Source organism: Prodigiosinella confusarubida, from assembly GCF_002847015.1.
GTDB lineage: Bacteria > Pseudomonadota > Gammaproteobacteria > Enterobacterales > Enterobacteriaceae > Prodigiosinella > Prodigiosinella aquatilis.
In genome coordinates this window covers 2119658-2137695 of record NZ_CP025085.1, presented here as the reverse complement: position 1 = coordinate 2137695, position 18038 = coordinate 2119658, and the positions used below count along the sequence as shown (strand labels likewise).

Annotated in this window: 14 protein-coding genes; 2 read left to right on the top strand and 12 right to left on the bottom strand. The window is 46.9% G+C overall.

Annotation, left to right across the window (positions count from 1 at the left end; translation table 11 throughout):
* Positions 1-45: 45 nt before the first annotated feature.
* Both CWC46_RS09905 and CWC46_RS09900 read right to left on the bottom strand, forming a co-directional pair.
* On the bottom strand, positions 46-516 hold the full coding sequence (locus tag CWC46_RS09905; RefSeq protein ID WP_021016746.1) for a GNAT family N-acetyltransferase: 471 nt from the start codon (positions 514-516) through the stop codon (positions 46-48).
* Positions 517-793: 277 nt separating this feature from the next.
* Positions 794-2185: an NAD-dependent succinate-semialdehyde dehydrogenase gene (locus CWC46_RS09900; protein ID WP_021016747.1), complete on the bottom strand. Its 1392-nt coding sequence runs from the start codon at positions 2183-2185 to the stop codon at positions 794-796.
* A gap of 1085 nt (positions 2186-3270) precedes the next feature.
* On the opposite strand from CWC46_RS09900, the gene CWC46_RS09890 reads away from it, so the two are divergent.
* Positions 3271-4047, top strand: coding sequence for a YdcF family protein (locus CWC46_RS09890; protein ID WP_021016749.1), 777 nt, complete (start codon positions 3271-3273; stop codon positions 4045-4047).
* On the opposite strand, the gene CWC46_RS09885 is transcribed toward CWC46_RS09890, so the two are convergent.
* Positions 4026-5558 carry an MFS transporter gene (locus tag CWC46_RS09885; protein ID WP_021016750.1) on the bottom strand — a complete coding sequence of 511 codons (1533 nt, stop codon included), beginning with the start codon at positions 5556-5558 and terminating at the stop codon, positions 4026-4028. The two genes, CWC46_RS09890 and CWC46_RS09885, sit on opposite strands and share 22 nt — an antisense overlap.
* A gap of 118 nt (positions 5559-5676) precedes the next feature.
* On the opposite strand from CWC46_RS09885, the gene CWC46_RS09880 reads away from it, so the two are divergent.
* Positions 5677-6558: a LysR substrate-binding domain-containing protein gene (locus CWC46_RS09880; RefSeq protein WP_021016751.1), complete on the top strand. Its 882-nt coding sequence runs from the start codon at positions 5677-5679 to the stop codon at positions 6556-6558.
* A 9-nt stretch (positions 6559-6567) separates the two neighbouring features.
* Here CWC46_RS09880 and CWC46_RS09875 read toward each other — a convergent pair whose 3' ends face one another.
* The 9 genes from CWC46_RS09875 to CWC46_RS09835 form a co-directional block, all read right to left on the bottom strand.
* Complete coding sequence (locus CWC46_RS09875; protein WP_021016752.1) at positions 6568-8229, bottom strand: right-handed parallel beta-helix repeat-containing protein; 1662 nt, start codon at positions 8227-8229, stop codon at positions 6568-6570.
* A 289-nt stretch (positions 8230-8518) separates the two neighbouring features.
* A complete protein-coding gene (locus CWC46_RS09870) occupies positions 8519-9919 on the bottom strand; it encodes an undecaprenyl-phosphate glucose phosphotransferase (RefSeq protein ID WP_037381911.1) in 1401 nt (466 codons plus the stop codon).
* 84 nt (positions 9920-10003) lie between these two features.
* Entirely contained in the window at positions 10004-11377 is a 1374-nt protein-coding gene (gene cpsG, locus CWC46_RS09865; RefSeq protein ID WP_021016754.1) for a phosphomannomutase CpsG, read from the bottom strand.
* A 70-nt stretch (positions 11378-11447) separates the two neighbouring features.
* A complete protein-coding gene (locus tag CWC46_RS09860) occupies positions 11448-12920 on the bottom strand; it encodes a mannose-1-phosphate guanylyltransferase/mannose-6-phosphate isomerase (protein ID WP_021016755.1) in 1473 nt (490 codons plus the stop codon).
* A 2-nt stretch (positions 12921-12922) separates the two neighbouring features.
* Complete coding sequence (locus CWC46_RS09855) at positions 12923-14140, bottom strand: glycosyltransferase WbuB (RefSeq protein WP_021016756.1); 1218 nt, start codon at positions 14138-14140, stop codon at positions 12923-12925.
* Positions 14141-14283: 143 nt separating this feature from the next.
* Positions 14284-15249: a GDP-L-fucose synthase gene (gene fcl / locus CWC46_RS09850; protein ID WP_021016757.1), complete on the bottom strand. Its 966-nt coding sequence runs from the start codon at positions 15247-15249 to the stop codon at positions 14284-14286.
* A 7-nt stretch (positions 15250-15256) separates the two neighbouring features.
* Positions 15257-16375, bottom strand: coding sequence for a GDP-mannose 4,6-dehydratase (gmd, locus tag CWC46_RS09845; protein WP_021016758.1), 1119 nt, complete (start codon positions 16373-16375; stop codon positions 15257-15259).
* Between the two features lie 30 nt (positions 16376-16405).
* Entirely contained in the window at positions 16406-16945 is a 540-nt protein-coding gene (locus CWC46_RS09840; RefSeq protein ID WP_021016759.1) for a putative colanic acid biosynthesis acetyltransferase, read from the bottom strand.
* Complete coding sequence (locus tag CWC46_RS09835) at positions 16938-18038, bottom strand: glycosyltransferase family 4 protein (RefSeq protein WP_021016760.1); 1101 nt, start codon at positions 18036-18038, stop codon at positions 16938-16940. Before CWC46_RS09835 ends, CWC46_RS09840 begins: the two co-directional genes overlap by 8 nt.

The following is an 18038-nucleotide window of genomic DNA, read 5'->3' as shown; positions in this document are numbered from 1 at the left end:
TGACTATTTTAATATATTCACTCCATCAGTATGTCGCCATTTCTGTTAACGATGAGATTTATCTAAACATTTATACATATAAACACTCAGTGGGTCCTGAGTGTATGGAAAGAAAGGATCACAAAATTGATAGCCACAATTTTGATACAGATTTATCGCAGATTGTTGATAAATACCTGTCTCGAGTCTCACTATTTTACAACCATTCACAATAGCGACTTTTTCGAGATGGGAAATGATTTTATACCCTAACTTTACACCTCGGCAGGATGGCTTAATGAAAACCCTTTTTATTTCAGCCGCATTTCCATCCTGAAATAATAATGCACCACAACCTATAGCTGCCCCATCTGAATTTCGAACTAATAAACAACAAATCGCATCATCATCTTGTGCACTTAAATCGATACAGTGAGCGCTTTCCAGGGGATAGCGTGGCAATTGAAAAGCATCCAGCTCAGAGATAAGCGCTTTCAGCTCAAGTGAGTCCTTTTTTACTTCCGAAATAGTAAACATTGGCTGCACTCACGTAATGTCGTTGTCACCCTTATCAAAAATGCTAAATGAGGCGAGAGGCGTAATTCACCGAACGTAAATCGGCTGTGCTGGGCAAATTACTGTCACTGATCCAGACCGTCCTAGTCCGCCTGCCGGGCGTTCCCAACGAAACAGGAATACCCGGCAGACAAGTCACCCTTCATGCATTTGGCCTTCGTTGCTACCGATGAATCGGCTGGCATGAAGTCATCATGATGGGAACGTTCATGACCTAAAAGGCCGCGCTAACAACACGTCAAAACGCACCATCAATATCCGTCACACCGATCAACTTGTGGTTAACAAACTCCTTCAAGCCCAGATCAATCAGCTCACGACCATAACCAGAGCGACGCACACCACCGAAAGGCAGGTCAGCCTTCACAGCGGTCGGGTGGTTAATGTAGACCATACCAGTAGAGATCTTTTTGGCTACGTCAACACCGTGCGCAATGTCCCGGGTAAATACCGAACCACCGAGGCCAAACGGTGAGTCGTTGGCGATAGCGATGGCTTCTGTCTCGTCTTTTGCCTTGAAGATCAGCGACACCGGACCGAAGAACTCCCAATAATAAGCGGGATTATCCACAGTCAATTCGGTCAACATCACGGGTCGGACGAAAGCACCGTTGGATGGTACTTCGGCACCGATCACGGTAGCAGTAGCCCCCTGAGCAACCGCTTTTTCAACCTGTTTTATGACATCATCGGCTGCACCTTGAGAAGACAGTGGCGCCAGAGTGGTAGATGGATCCATCGGGTCGCCGGCCTTGAGCGCGGCCACACCCGCAGCATAGCGTTTGACGAACTCATCGTAGATGGCCTCGACCACGATAAGGCGCTTGGACGAGCAACATACCTGACCCGCATTCCAGTGGCGTCCGAACACCGCCCACTTCACCGCTTTATCCAGGTCGGCGTCGGCCAATACCACAAAGGCGTCAGCACCACCGAGTTCCATCGTGGATTTCTTCAGCGCCTGGCCCGCCTGGGCAGCAACAATGGCACCAGCGTCTTCCGAGCCCGTCAACGCCACGCCGTGCACGCGTGGGTCGTTAATCATCATCTCGATCTGGCTGCGGGTGGCGTAGAGATTCTTGAAGCCGCCGACCGGCAAACCGGCCTCAAGCATCAATTTCTCAAAGACGTCAGCGCACTGGGGTACGTTAGAGGCATGCTTAAGCACGACCACGTTACCAGCGGCCAACTGTGGGGCGATGATGCGGGCGATTTGATAATACGGGAAGTTCCAGGGTTCAATCGCCAGAATAATCCCCAGCGGTTCGTGCACTATCATCGCTTCAGTCACTGCCGGATCCTTGGATGGCAGCGTCTGCGGTGCCAGAAGCTTTTCAGCGTTCTCGACGTAATACTCAAAAATCGCCGCGGACAATTCAACCTCCGCTTTCGCTTCGCTTAGCAACTTTCCCATTTCCAGAGTCAGTACCCCGGCGTACTCAGTGCATTTCTTGCGCAGCAAATCAGCCGCCTTCTGTAGCACTGCAACACGCTCAGCGATAGTGACATCCTTCCACTTAAGGAACGCTGCTTGACCCTGTTCCAATGCCTGCGACACTTCCATGTCGGTAGCGTTAGGGAACGTCTTCAGGGTTTTTCCCGTGTAGGGATTGGTGCTAGCGTATGCCATATTGATGATCCTCTATAGTTACTTGTGGACTTAAACACGCACGGCGGACCATGAAACCATGTCGATCACGAACGGTAGCGCATCGACGCGCACTATCCGCTCGCAGGCCTCATTGACCGGGACCCATACGGAATATTGGGTGATCAGTCAGAATGATCTCTTTCACACGGAGGTCGAGTACTTCCCGCACTCTCAAACATCTGGCGAGGTAGACGTCCCGTTGATCCTATATTAATTCTTTCCACTGTCTGGCATCGTACGATGTGTCACATTGTTTACGCAAGCAACACTATTCTTCATCACTCTTAACTAAATTCACAAATAGACCCACAATGAGTGTTCCATCGCTCCCGTCCTCCTCACCTTCCAACGCTCGGGAAGACGATCAGCATGGCCACAACTATCCGACGAAGGCGTCTCGATAACCGAGGTACTGAAGTCGGAGGGATTACAAAGCCACTAAATTTAAAATTAATTGCTTCATAGTTCTCTCATAAATAAAATATTCTGTTACTAACTATAATGCCTACACATGGAATGATTGGATCGTTAAGTCAATATAATAGCCAGATGCTCATTAAATAAATTAATAACACCATTATGATTGGTACACTCTGGTCATTACCATTGATAGTAATGACCCGTCGTATATCTCACCGCCTTAATAAGGCGTCGGTAGTCAAGTGGATGGATCGTTTTACTGGCGGATCGTTTATACCCAAAATAATTCGAGTTGCAGGAAGGCGGCAAGAGAGTGAATCCCGATGAGCTTACTCAGATAAGTGATTCGGGTGAAAGAACGCAGCCAACACACCTGAAAATTGAAGTATGACGGGTATATCCTGTTTGCTGTAAAACTGGCGTTAAGTAAGCGGTAAACTATCTCAGATAAAACTGAGTATTATTTTCATTCAGAAGAGAAATCCGGTGACGTCAACCTTGAAGCAAACCGCGTCTTAACAATAATTTTTGTTCTATAGACTTGCATTTAATCTTATTGATTACTGAGTTAGTGATGAAATTTTTACCTTTTTGCGTCAGGTTAAGCAATTATTGATGTCAGAACTTATTGAATGGAGATGGTGATGTTTTCTGATGCTGTTATTGCCGATATGAATCAACTGGCACGTTTTCTCGCTTATGATCAGACGACCGGACACGGGCCGGTTGGCAAGCCTTCGCTATTGATCCTGCTGGGCAACGCGATTTTACCTACTGCCGAGGCGGCATTTCAGGCACTGATTCAGGGTTCTGTTTCAAGATTGCTGATTGCCGGAGGCATCGGTCATTCCACAACGTTGCTATACCAAGCGGTGCAGCAACATCCGCGTTATCAGCACATTGCCACGGATGGGCGCAGCGAAGCGGAAGTGTTATATGACATCGGCGTGCAGTGCTTTGCGCTGTCGCCAGAGCAGTTGCTATTAGAAACTGCGTCGGCCAACTGCGGCGATAATGCATTACAGGCACGCCGTGTGCTGGAAGCCGCCGGTGATACGCATATGCAAATCACCCTGACCCAGGATCCGCTGATGCAATTACGTACCGACGCCAGTTTCCGCCACGTTTGGCGTGATCGTCCTGAAATCAGTTTCCTTAACTGGCCGACATTTGTGCCACAGCTTGAGCGCGATGGCGAAAGCCTGCGTTTTGCCGGAAGGGATAACCAGAGTCTGTGGTCACTACCCCGTTTTGCTTCGTTGCTGCTGGGGGAGATCCCCCGTCTGCGCAATGCACCAGGAGGATACGGCCCGCGAGGTGCCGACTTTATCGCCGAGGTGGATATACCGGCGGAGATTGAAACAATCTACGCACGGCTGCGTCCGGTACTGGAAGTGAATTATGGCGACAGATCCTTCTGACAAATCGCCATCACCTCACGGGGTTGCGCATTTCCGCGCAATGCCAGCAACACCACCAGCGCGGAAAACAGCGTGATCGCCATCAGGCATAACAACAAAGGATGCAAAGACGCAGCGTACAGTTGCTGAAGTTGCGCCGTACTGGCCTGCGGAATCAGCTGTTTCGCCAGCGAAAGATTGCCCGTTGCCAGTCTTTGCGCTGCCTGGCTGATATCGCCGGAAGCGAAACGCGAAACCAACGCATCATGGAGCTGTGCAGCGAGAATGGCGCCAACTATTGCCAACGAAACACCTTCACCGGCAACACGTGTGGTGCTGAAAATACCGGTCGCCATCCCTGCACGTTCTTTGGGAACCACGCTGACCGATAACCCGTCCATCAACCCCCACGGCAGACCGGTGCCAACACCGATCACTAACATCGGCGCAATCATCCCCGTAATATTCTGTGCCAGAACGGCCTGACTCAGCCAGCCGAGACCGCCTGCGGCAATTACCAGACCGGAGGTACATAGCACACCCGCTGAAATCCAGCGCGTCAGCCAGGCGGCCAGCAGCGGTACGATTAACATCGGTACTGATAGCGCCATCATAATCAGACCAGCGCACTCCTCACTCAGCCCGGCGACACCGATGAACAGCATCGGCAGTATTACCAGCAAGACAACAAAACAAAAACCCGTCGCCAACGGCAGCGCCTGTACGCCAATAAAACGGACATAGCGGAACAGCGACAAATCCAGCATCGGATGTTTCACACGCAGCTCAATCACCACAAACAACGCCAGCAACAGTGCGGCACCAACCAGCAGTGTCAGTACCATCGGGCTTTGCAGACCGAACTGTGGAATGGTCATTAACGCCCAGGTTAGCAACGCCAGCATGGCGGTAAACAACACGGTGCCCGGCCAGTCGATGCCCGACGCTTGAGGATTGCGCGTTTCGCGCATTTTAGATGCGCCGATGATCAGTGAGAGAGCCGCAATTACCGTGGCGGAAAAAAATACCGAGCGCCAACCAAAATGCGCAATAAGCACACCGGCCAGAAACGGCCCAAACGCCAGCCCGACGCCGAAACTGCTGCCCATCAGGCTGAAAGCCCGGGTGCGAGCGGCACCGTCGAACTCCTGCGCCAGTGCCGCGGCGCTACCGGCCAAGGCCCCTGCTGCGGCGATCCCCTGTGCAGCGCGCAGCAAATCAATCCACAACAAACTGTTACTGAATGCCTGTAACAATGACAGCAGGGCAAATAGTGAGACGCCGCTGATAAACACTTTCTTGCGACCAATTTCATCGGCCAGTGCGCCAGCTGCCATCAGGAAGCAACCGAAGCTGAGCATGAAAGCATTAGTTATCCAGCTTAGCGCCTGTGCACTGCCGCCGAGTTCATGGGAGATAGCCGGTGTCGCCACCGCGCCACTGACAAAATTGAGCGGCAGGATCACCGCCGCCAGACACACCGTGACCAGAACCCGAAGGCTACCTGCCGGATGGGTGGATGATGAATTCATTAGTATCCCCAACAGAAAGAAAACATGCTAATAATGATAAAATGTCGTCAATCTTATCGAAACAGGCTTTATTTCCGATTATTACGGACTAAAACGCTCTAATGAGTGAGAGGATGAAATGGATAATCTCAACGGATTACTGGCCTTTGTTCGCGCAGCGCAAAGCCAGAGTTTTGCCGCAGCGGCAGAGCGAATGAACATATCCGCTTCTGCGGTCGGAAAAAGTGTGGTGCGGCTGGAGGAGAAACTCAACGTGCGCCTGTTTAACCGCAGTACACGTCGCATCAGCCTGACTGATGAAGGTCAGATGTTCTTTGAACGCTGCCAGAATATCGTGGTGCAACTGGAAGAAGCCGAGCAGGAACTGGTGCGGATTTCCGCCGTACCGCGCGGGAAACTACGCATTACCGCCCCAGCCATCGGCTACCGCATGCTGTTACCGCATTTGTCTGAGTTTCGTCAGCGTTATCCCGAGGTAGAACTGGATTTCGATTTCAGCGATCGGATAGTGGCAGTGATTGATGAAGGGTTTGATATTGCGATCCGCAGTGGCGAACTGAGTAGCTCACAAATGATGTCGCGCCGCCTGGGGCCGTTTCGTTTTTCGATTGTCGGGAGCCCGGAATACTTCAAACAACATCCGGTGCCGCAGACGCCAGAAGACCTACAGCATCACGCTTGTCTACGCTACCGTTTCCCGGGGAACGGCCTGTGGGAGACGTGGGGAATTAATACCCCGACACCACTGGAACTGCCGCTGGCGCTGAGCAGCAACAACCTGGAGTCTATATTGCAGGCGACATTGCAAGGGCTAGGCGTTGCCTATTTGCCGGAGTTTATCGTGCGTGGTTATCTGGCTTCGAGACAGTTGGAGTCAGTATTATCGTCTTATCTAAAAGAAGGTGGAAAGTTCTCGGTGGTGTGGCCAAGCAGCCGCCATATGCTGCCAAAGGTACGGGTGTTTATTGATTTTCTGACCGAAAAACAAGTGCTAGGGTAATCATCGTTATCAACCCGGCGGGTTTCCAGTGGCAAAAGCTCCGCTATATTCGAGTTTGCTGTTGCTACTCAGGTTATTGACACTCTGTGTTTTGCCCGCAAAATGAAAAGCCGTATGGCTATCCGTCACCATATTGCCGCTGACCACATTCAAGCCGAAACAGGTGGCATCAATATCAACGCCCCTAACAGCGGCGAAGCTCAGTATGTTTTCCGCAATTTTGGTATTGCCGGAACTGAACAGTACAATGCCTGAGCCGCCACAATTATCGACCCTGTTAAGTGAAATAATGCAGCCCAGGGAAAACATGGCATAGAGGCCATTTACCCGCGTATTTTTAACGATATTCGACGCGATGACCACATCTTCGCAGGGCGTTTTGCTTTTCTGCGAGGAGACATAAATACCATGCTCACACGTATCCAGCGTATTATTGCTTATCAAGATATTTGACGCAGTGACAATACGAACACCGGTTTTTTGGATATTACGCAACATATTACCGCTAATGCTGATCCCGCCGATAACCGAGCCATCATGATTCGAGTCATTCACATTAATACCATGATAGTGGCAGTCTTCAATGATATTACCCACCACCGTCACACGTTTGGAGTTAGATATTCCAATTCCGGCTGGCGCCAATAATTCACTGGTGGTTTGTTGGTTGCAATTTCGTATATTGTTTGCAGTAACCGATATCCCCTCTGCGCCTTGCAGATAAATCCCGGCACCAAAGCTATTATCCCCTTTGGCCGGATTCTTTCTCGACCCGGTGATACCATCAATAATATTGGTGCTGACTACACTACCCACTACTTGGGAACGTTGCTTGCCGCGGTACATCAGTATCCCGTAACAGCTATGTTTGCCAATCATATTTTCGCTGATAAGCGTGTTATCAATACGATCAAAATCCGCCGGAGAATCATTCAACGTCTGTACCACTATGCCATAGCCACCCTGTCCCAAACACCGATTACCACGAATATGATGACCATCACCGCTAAAATAGACGGCGATATCAATAGAGAATGCATCCTCCTGCCCGGCATCCCCGGCCGCACCAATTTGGTTACTGTTAATTACCGCATAATGGGAATTAACTAACTGCACTGCACCACCAATATGCCCGGATAAAATACAGCCGTTCACCGTCGGGTAATTGCATTGCACCAATTTAATACAGCAGGTGTGATAAATAGATCCGATACCACCGCCGGCAATAACGGTAACGCCATCAAAGGTGATATTATTTATGCCTTCCGCTATGAAGACATTTTCAACCTCCCCTTTTGACATCACGATAGAGCCTGATCCAAATACTTTTTGCCCCGAATGTCTGATTAGCAGTGTTTTGGACACGCTATATTCCCCGTCAGGGATATAAACGTGTTTGCCCGAATCCAGAGCTGCCTGAATAGCGGCATAATTATCGGCAGCCGACGTTTCAGCATTGAAATCCAGAATACTGATGGTATCGGTATACCGAGGTGCCGTTGAAGAGGAACTTTCCGGCGGGATGGGTAACGTTGCCGGTGATTTCATTGACGACCAGGCTTTACCTGTGGTCAGAAATGACAACGGCAGCAAACACCATAATGCTTTAATGCCTAATATCCTTCTGGAACGGTTAATCGACTTCAATAAAGGTCTGTTTCTTGCTGCCATAACAAACTCCCACTATATAACCCAACATCAGAGATAATACAGAACACGTACTACAGAACATCGCGTGTGATAATGGCAACCTATACGCTAAATAATTCGAGTTGCAGGAAGGTGACAAGCGAGAGAATCCCGATGAGCTTACTCAGGTAAGTGATTCGGGTGACAAATCTGTCGGGAGCAGATTTGAACGCTGCTTGCAGCGGCCCTAAAGGGGCAAGGCCCAAGGGTAAGTCGAGTAATGGAGTACAGCTAACACACATGCAACCTGGAGTATGACGAGTATAAAATGTTAATAAGACTTATCACTGATGAAACCTTTATAGAACGTTATGAAAAATATCTTTATATCCAACCAAAGACTCCAGTTACGGATATATTCAAGATCATACTCCACCCTGGCAGACATCTTATCCAAAGTATCGGTTTCCCCTCGCCAGCCATTAATCTGCGCCAGCCCGGTAATTCCCGGTTTCACTTTGTGACGCAACATATACCCACGAATAAGAATGCGATACTGTTCATTGTGGGCAGTTGCATGTGGACGTGGTCCGACGATAGACATATCGCCTTTAAGTACATTGATGAACTGCGGCAACTCATCCAGTGAAGTGCGTCTCAGGAAATGCCCCACCGGGGTAACACGTTTATCGCCTTTGACTGCCTGAATAATGTTGCCCCCATTTTCCGTGACACGCATCGAGCGAAATTTCCACACCTCAATCGGCTTACCATCCATACCATAACGGGTCTGACGGAAAATTACCGGACCAGGCGAGGTTACTTTAATTACTGCTGCAATCACCAGCATCAGTGGAAAAATAATCAAAAGAATGCTTGAGGACAGAATAATATCTTCCAACCTTTTGAGTACCTGGTTAATACCGTTCATTGGCGTGTCGACAAGCGACACAATTGATACGCCGTTCACCTCTTCGCTACCGATTTGCAGAATGCTTAATGAAGCGATGTCGGGAATAAGCATGACCGAGCAAGTGGTATTGAGTAACTCCCAAACCAGACTTTTTATCTTCATCTCTTCAGACATCGGCATGGCAATATAAACTCTGTCGATATTACCGTTTCTGGCTTCCTGGATCAGTGTCTGAAAGTCACCAGCATAAGGAAAATCCATCTGTTGCTTCTGGGCATTATCGTCATAAATACCGATGACGTTAAATCCCATCCACCGGGCATCATTAAAGCTCCTGGCCAGATTGATCCCCACGGGTAGCGCGCCTGCAATTGCGACATTGCGAGAAAATTTCCTCATTTGCAGAATTAATCGAGTCATCACCCTGATACTCAAACGACTGAGGAATAAACCCACAGAAACCCAGAAATACCACTGCAAAAATAAACTAATACGAACAAAATCGGAATCAATACCGAATAGCATAGTGATAAAATAGGTAACAATAATGCTTAGTGACCAGCTCTGTAGCAAAATGATTATTTCCGTCGTAAACTTCACTCCTCGCCAGGAGTGATATACGTTCTCTATTTCGCCAATCATCATAAAAACGGCCAGAGAGATAAGAACCAACACCATCTTTTCGTAAAAAAAAATATCATTCCTAACTAAATAAAAAAAATAGACTGAAAGAAGAATAATTGTCGCATCAGCAAAACGCTGCACCATTAGAATAACTGATGTGCTTGCTCTGATTTGAGCATTTTTAAAATTTGTCATAATACACCCATCATGTAGCAAAATATCTCACTGTGATACTGAGCTTTTTACTAAATGGAAATATCGAAATAACAGAACCGATTTTTACAATCGCAACAGAGATAATATATCTTGTGTTTTTTGCTTCATCAGATCGGGATTATTTCTCGATTCAACATTTAGTCTGACAACCGGCTCAGTATTTGAACTGCGTAAGTTAAATCGCCAATCGATAAACTCCAGAGTCATACCGTCGGTTTTATCTACCGATAATGCTTGAGATGAGAAGTGATCATAGACTCTGGCGATAGCCGTATCCGGCGACGACAGTACACTGTTAATCTCACCGGATGAGGGGTAAGCACGTATTCTGTCACGGACCAGTTCACTCAACGTAGTCTGTTTGGTACACATCAGTTCTGCAACCAGCAACCAGGGGATCATTCCGCTGTCGCAATAGGCGAAATCACGGAAATAGTGATGTGCACTCATTTCACCGCCATAGACGGCATCTTCTTTACGCATCCTTTCTTTAATAAAAGCATGGCCAGTCTTCGACATTACCGGTTTCCCTCCCGCTTTTTTTACGACATCAATGGTATTCCAGCTCAGTCGGGGATCGTGAATAATTACACTGCCCGGCTGCTTATCTAAAAAAGCCGCAGCTAGCAACCCGACAATATAATAACCTTCGATGAATTCCCCCTGATTATCGAAAAAGAAACAGCGATCAAAGTCGCCATCGAAAGCGATGCCACAATCTGCCTTATGCTGTAATACCGCCTGTACGGTCTCTGCCCGACACTCTGGTAATAAAGGATTTGGGATGCCATTGGGAAAATGGCCATCGGGCGTGTTATGCACTTTGACAAATGTCAGAGGAATAGCCTGTTGCTGAAAACGTTTTTCCACAGCATCAATGACGTGTCCAGCGGCACCGTTTCCAATATTGAATATCAATTTCATTGGAGTAAAATTTTCAGGGTTGATATAACCCATCAGATGATCGACATATTCGCTAAGCAACGAAAGTGTCTGATAACTACCCCGTTGCTGTTCAATGACCGGGGGAAATTGATTAATCTCAGCCAGACGCTGTATATCCCGCAAACCGGTATCGCCGCTCACCGGTCTGGCTCCAGCGCGCACCAGTTTCATACCATTATAATCGATTGGGTTATGGCTGGCAGTTACTTCGATACCACCATCAATCCCTAAATAGAAAGTGGCAAAATAGATCTCTTCTGTCCCACTCAACCCTATATCGATAACATCAGTTCCCGCATCCCTTAATCCCTCCGTTAGCGCTCTTTTCAAGGCCTCACTGGTTAATCTGACATCTCCGCCAACCACCACATTTTTAGGTTTAAAAAACTCACCATAAGCGCGACCAATACGATAGGAAATATCTTCATTTAATTCACTGCCTAAGCGCCCACGAATATCGTAGGCTTTAAAACATGTTAGAGGCAAAGTCATGCCATAGTCCTTAGATATATTAAAGTAAGCTCATCTATTCGGTTATAGAAAACGAAACTGTCTTTATTATTTAGATACGACCATAGCGATCTTTTAATCGGACAATATCATCTTCAGAAATATAAGAACCGGTACGCACTTCAATTAATTCAAGAGGGACCATGCCAGGATTCTCTAGGCAATGTTGTTCGCCCAGAGGAATATAAATAGACTCATTTTCACTGATTAATTGCGTAGTCGTACCTTTGGTGACTTTTGCCGTTCCTCCAACAACAATCCAGTGTTCTGCCCGGTGATAATGCATGTGCAAAGACAATCCTTCTCCGGGTTTTACTGTAATGCGTTTAACCTGATAGCGTTCCCCAGTATCAATGGAGTCATACCTCCCCCAGGGACGATAAACCTCCCGATGGATATAATGTTCAGAGCGCCCTTGTAACTTAAGTAACTCGACTATTTTCTTAACGTCCTGTACTCGTTCACGGCTGGCCACCAACAACGCGTCTTTGGTCTGAACAATAATCAGGTTTTCTACCCCTACAGTCGTCACCAACCCAGACTCTGCATGGACATAGTTATCGACTGAATGGTAGTTCAGCACATCGCCATGATGAACATTGCCGTGACCATCCTTATCACTTATTTCCCACAATGATGACCAAGAACCTACATCACTCCATCCCGCATTTATCGGCACAACGACTGCATCATCGGTTTGCTCCATGACAGCGTAATCGATAGATTCGTCCGGGCAGTCCATGAAAGCCGCTCTATCCACTCGCAAAAAATCCAGATCAGGGATGGCCAGACCCACGGCGGCCTGACATGCGGCCAGAATATCGGGACGGCAGCGCTCAATCTCCTCCAGATAGCGGCTGGCGCGAAACATGAACATCCCGCTATTCCAGTAATACTCTCCACTTTCGAGATACTGCCGGGCGGTGTCAGCATCGGGTTTTTCGACAAATTGAGCGACATGGTAAGCAATGTCCGTTGCAGTCGGTGGAGAGTATGGGTTACCGCGCTTAATGTAACCATAACCGATTTCGGGCGCATCAGGCACAATACCAAAAGTCACCAGATTACCGGCTGCTGCCAGGGGAATAGCACTAAGTACCGTTTGCCGGAATATTTCCTCGTCACGAATAACATGATCGGCAGAGAGGATTAATAGCAACGGGTCATCATCCCCGCCACCATTGTCAATGACGCTATTTAACGATGATGATTTTTTAGTCACAAATAATGACGCCAGCGCAATGGCTGGTGCCGTATTTCGTCCTTCGGGTTCGAGAATGATATTTTTGGTCAGCTTACCCATCTGCTCCAATTGTTCTGCAACAACAAAGCGGTGTGCTTCATTGCAGATAACAATCGGGTCTTCACAAGCAATACCATCAAGACGCTTAATAGTGGTTTGCAACATGGAGCTCAGACCGTCGAGGCACAAAAATTGTTTGGGATACAAAGTGCGGGAAAGAGGCCACAGTCGACTACCATTACCGCCGGCCATAATAACGGGATACAACGGAGAACGTTTCATTATCAACCCCTGATGTCGGCAATGAACTGGCTCAAAATGTTTTCTTTATCAAGTGACCGCCGGGCATATTCCTGAGCAATCGCATTGTATTTAGGCAGGGTTAAAGCGTAAGTGATCCCGGAAAGCAAACATTCAAAAGATTCCGGTTCCACGCAGGTCGCTATACCCTTATGCATGAGACATAAACGCCCTAATTCGGTATCTTTCTCCGCGGTTATCACGGCATTTCCTCCGACAGCAAGAATATTGGTCAGTTTGGACGGTAAAACGGCATCTGCCGCGCCTTTACGTTGAATAACCAGATGACAATCGGCCATTTTTAGTAATGCGGGCAGTTGCTCATAAGGCTGTAATGGTTTAAACACAACTCGTGTTAGCTGCTTTTCAGTCACGCTTTTTTCAAGTCTGGCTTTACCGGCACCTTCCCCGATGATGAGAAAAATAATGTCTTGATCCTGCAACTGCTCTGCAACGGAAATAACCGTTTCTAGTCCCTGTTTTTCGCCAATATTTCCGGAATAAAGCACAATCTTTTTATCGGTGGCTAACCCCAACTGGTGGCGTAAGATATCGACACTCATCTCATCGACGTTGAGGAAACGTTCTATTTCCGTCCAGTTAGGGAAAAACAGTGTGTTAGCGGCACACACGCCTTTTTTAATGGCCTGACTGACCATTGAATGTGAAATAAGAGAAACGTAATCAACTGAGCACAAACATTTTTTTTCAAACGCTCTGGCCAACCGGGCAAAACGGCCCTCACTGGCCATGCCCAGACCCAACATGGCATCCACTTCAAAATCCTGAATATGCAACACGGTTTTCGCCCGCGTTAATCGGGATAACATCAACATACCTGGTACGGCAATCAGAGTAGGCGCAATAGCAATGATCCTGTCTGGCTTCCACTTTCCTTGCGCCAGTAAGGGAAACAGTGAACTCAATGCAAAACTACTCAAATGAATCAGACGATTCAACGTGCTGGGCTTGGTGGGTATATAAACAGGGGTACGGTACACAGTGAGGTTACCGTTTACCTCCTTTCGATAACGCCACGCACTGTAACCTCGGTGAACCTGCCATTCAGGGTAATAAGGCGGCGTGGTGATAACGTGAACGTCATGACCTTGTGCTGCCATCCACTCCGCCATTTCACTCGTGTATCGCCCTATTCCGGTTAATTCAGGCTTGTAATTAATTCCGTAAATCACTATTTTCATCGGCCAAGCTTCCCCCCACGGAATAACATCACCGTCTATTGCGTAATTGACAAAACAATCAGAAAGCAACACATCACGCCATGATGTGATGTGATGTGATGTGATGTGAATTCAGACAGGAATAAAACGCTGGGAAGAGCTGCTCATGTTCGAAAAGCCGATTGATTATTAAGGAACCATTGATAAGTCTGTTTTAACCCGTCCTCCAGTGAAATCGTAGCGTGCCAACCAAGGTTTTTAAGCCGAGTGACATCCAACAGTTTACGCGGTGTGCCATCCGGTTTCGTCGCATCAAACAGGATATTGCCACTATATCCCACTACACGGGCTATGGTTTCCGCCAATTCTCTGATGGTGCAATCAACCCCGGTTCCCACATTAATATGAGACAGCATCGGCTGGGTGTTAGCCTGATAGATCACAACATCCAGCTCCATAACATACACGCTGGCGGCGGTCATATCGTCTACATGCAAAAATTCACGCATTGGATTACCACTGCCCCATACCCAGATTTCGGGCGTATTGTTCAGTGTTGCGTCGTGGAAACGGCGTATCAGCGCGGGAATAACATGGGATTGAGTTGGATGAAAGTTATCGCCTGGCCCATAAAGGTTGGTGGGCATAACCGAACGATAATCTCGGTGATACTGGCGATTATAAGATTCGCACAACTTGATCCCAGCAATTTTCGCCGTTGCATAAGGTGCATTGGTTTCTTCCAGAGCACCGGTCAGCAGCTGGCTTTCCTGTATTGGCTGCACCGCCATTTTAGGGTATATGCAGGATGATCCCAGGAACAGCAGTCGGTTGACATCATGGCAATGTGCGGCATGAATGATATTGCTTTCAATCATCATATTTTGATAAATAAAATCAGCTGGATAGGTGTTATTCGCGACAATACCACCGACTTTAGCTGCCGCCAGATAAACCTGATCAATCTTCTCCTGGGAAAAAAAACGATCCACTGCTTTGGCGTCAATCAGATCTAACTCGGCTCTGTCGCGCAATACCAGTTCAATATCATCTCTTTTTGCCAACAGGCGTACAATAGCGGAACCTACCATACCCTTATGACCTGCCACATAGACGCGTTGTTTGTTCATCAGCGACTCACTCCATGGAAATTGATATGCCATAACCGTGTGATTTAAGTAGTCTGAATTTTTTCGCTGATTCGAGATCACTCTGCACCATTTCAGCTACCAATTCCTGTAGGGTTGTTTCGGGTACCCAGCCCAGTTTTTCTTTTGCCAAAGTAGGGTCCCCGAGTAGCGTTTCCACCTCAGCCGGTCGAAAATAGCGGGGATCGACCGCAACAATCACATCACCCACCTGCACATTAACGTTGTCATCGCCGCTTACTGCCGCGACAATGCCTTTTTCATCAACGCCCTGCCCTTCAAAACGCAACGTAATTCCCAGTTCTCTGGCGGCCAGTTCAACAAATTGCCGCACTGAATACTGACTCCCGGTGGCAATAACAAAGTCCTGTGGTTTGTCTTGCTGAAGCATCAACCACTGCATTTTGACGTAATCTTTTGCATGACCCCAGTCACGCAATGAATCCATGTTGCCAAGATATAGACACGTTTCCAGGCCTTGCGAGATGTTGGACAATGCCCGAGTGATTTTCCGGGTAACAAAGGTCTCTCCACGGCGCGGAGACTCATGGTTAAACAAAATGCCGTTACAGGCATACATGCCATAAGCTTCGCGGTAGTTGACGGTTATCCAGTAAGCGTAAAGTTTTGCCACTGCATAGGGCGAACGTGGATAAAAAGGCGTCGTCTCTTTTTGCGGGATCTCCTGAACCAGACCATACAATTCTGAGGTTGAAGCCTGGTAGAAGCGTGTTTTCTTTTCCATGCCTAAAAAACGGATGGCATCAAGCAAACGCAAGGTACCAATACCATCAACATCCGCAGTGTACTCGGGTGACTCGAAGGACACCGCCACATGGCTCATTGCGCCCAGGTTATAAACTTCATCAGGGCGGATTTCAGCCAGAAGCCGGGTTAGATTCGAAGTATCAGAGAGATCCCCATAGTGAAGAGAGAATTTCGGGTTAGTTTCGTGAGGATCCTGGTAGATATGATCAACACGTTCTGTATTGAATAATGAAGCACGTCGTTTAATACCATGAACCTCATAGCCTTTCTCAAGCAGAAGTTCTGCCAGATAAGACCCATCCTGCCCAGTAATACCTGTAATAAGTGCAACTTTGGTCATATTAACCCCATTAATAAAAAATAAGTAATGTCAGACTTTATCCCGAATTTTTACTGCTGGAGTCCCCCGATAAATAGCGTTATTTTGCAAATTATTAAATACTGAACTGCGTGCCCCAACTACACATTCATTCTCGATACTCACACCAGGTGAAACAAAGACATCAGTGGCTAACCAGCAAGAATCTCCAATATAAATAGGTTTCTCTATAATATCGAAACCGGATGAGAGGTAATCATGGCTGCCTGTACACAAATAACAACGTTGAGATATTATGGAATGATGGCCGATACGAATTTTGCCCAAGGTATATAACACCACATCATCACCAATCCATGAATAATCTCCGATGGTAAGTTTCCAAGGATAAGTTATTTTTGCCGACTGCCTTATCAGAACATTTTTACCAATTTTGGCACCAAATATTCTGAGCAGAAAAACTCTCCAGCGATAACAAAATTGCGGTGACCAGGAAAAAAGTGTTGCCTGAACCGCCCACCAGATAATGACAATTAATGATGAACGTCCTCTAAAACCTGGAGGAAGGCTAAATTTGTCGAGTTCATACATCGGTAAAATCCTTCATTAGTTGCTGCAATTTCAACCGATTCTTTGCCACCAGAATTTGGAACTGATTCTTACGATGATTTTTCGCGCGTTGTACGTCGCTCATTGGCGTCGCTGTGATATATGACACCACCGCATCAATGAATAATTCAGGACATTCTCTCTCTAGCGGCAGTCCTACGCTGATTCCATCCAGAGAAGAAATCATCTCTTTCATACAGCCAGTTTCGCTGCCAATCAGCAATGCGCCTTGCTGCGCAGCTTCATATAACACCAATGGTTCTGCTTCATTTTTATAAACGGAAGGAAATAAAAAGATATCAATATTACTAAAAAACGCTTTCTTGAGTTCGCCATACACAGGACCAATATATTTTACATTATGATTATTTTCACACAACTCAGTAACAATTCTTTTGGATACTTCATCTGCGAACGGCCCAGCCAGAATAAACGTAAAAGGAATGGTGGTTTTATTTAATGATTCAATCGTCTTGGATATAATTCCAATCCCTTTATCAAGACACAGATTCGATAAATGCCCCAGAGTAAGCGTTGAGTCATGTCGCTGCTGTTGTGTACAGCATTCCGCATCATTAAAAAAAGAGGCATTGGAAATCGTGATAAAATTTTTTATAGGTATACCATAAAGGCTTGAAAGCGACGCGCCCATATTATCGCTAAGAACAATATGTCGGACATTTCCTTGTAGCACTTTCACCAATTTATTGAACAGTTTTTTTTGCGCATGAATATAGTTAAAAGAGTGATGATGAATAATAATAGAACATTTGAACCAACTCAATAATCCAAGATACAGATAATCGAAAACCTGCCCACGATCTCCGTTAATCGGCCGATAGACTTTCTTGTCTGGACTGAATACACAATACTTTAAGATTCTTATCATTACCCATAATGCGTGGAATATTCTAACCAGTTTCCAGCGCCGTGTATGCGTCTTCAGATTGCACCAGTGTGGCGTAGTATCAATAACAACAACAGCAATATTTTCATTTAATACACGGTTGTACATCGCCAAATTAATATTTGACATCCCATGTACTGGTGGTGGCATATCCACTAAAAATAACAC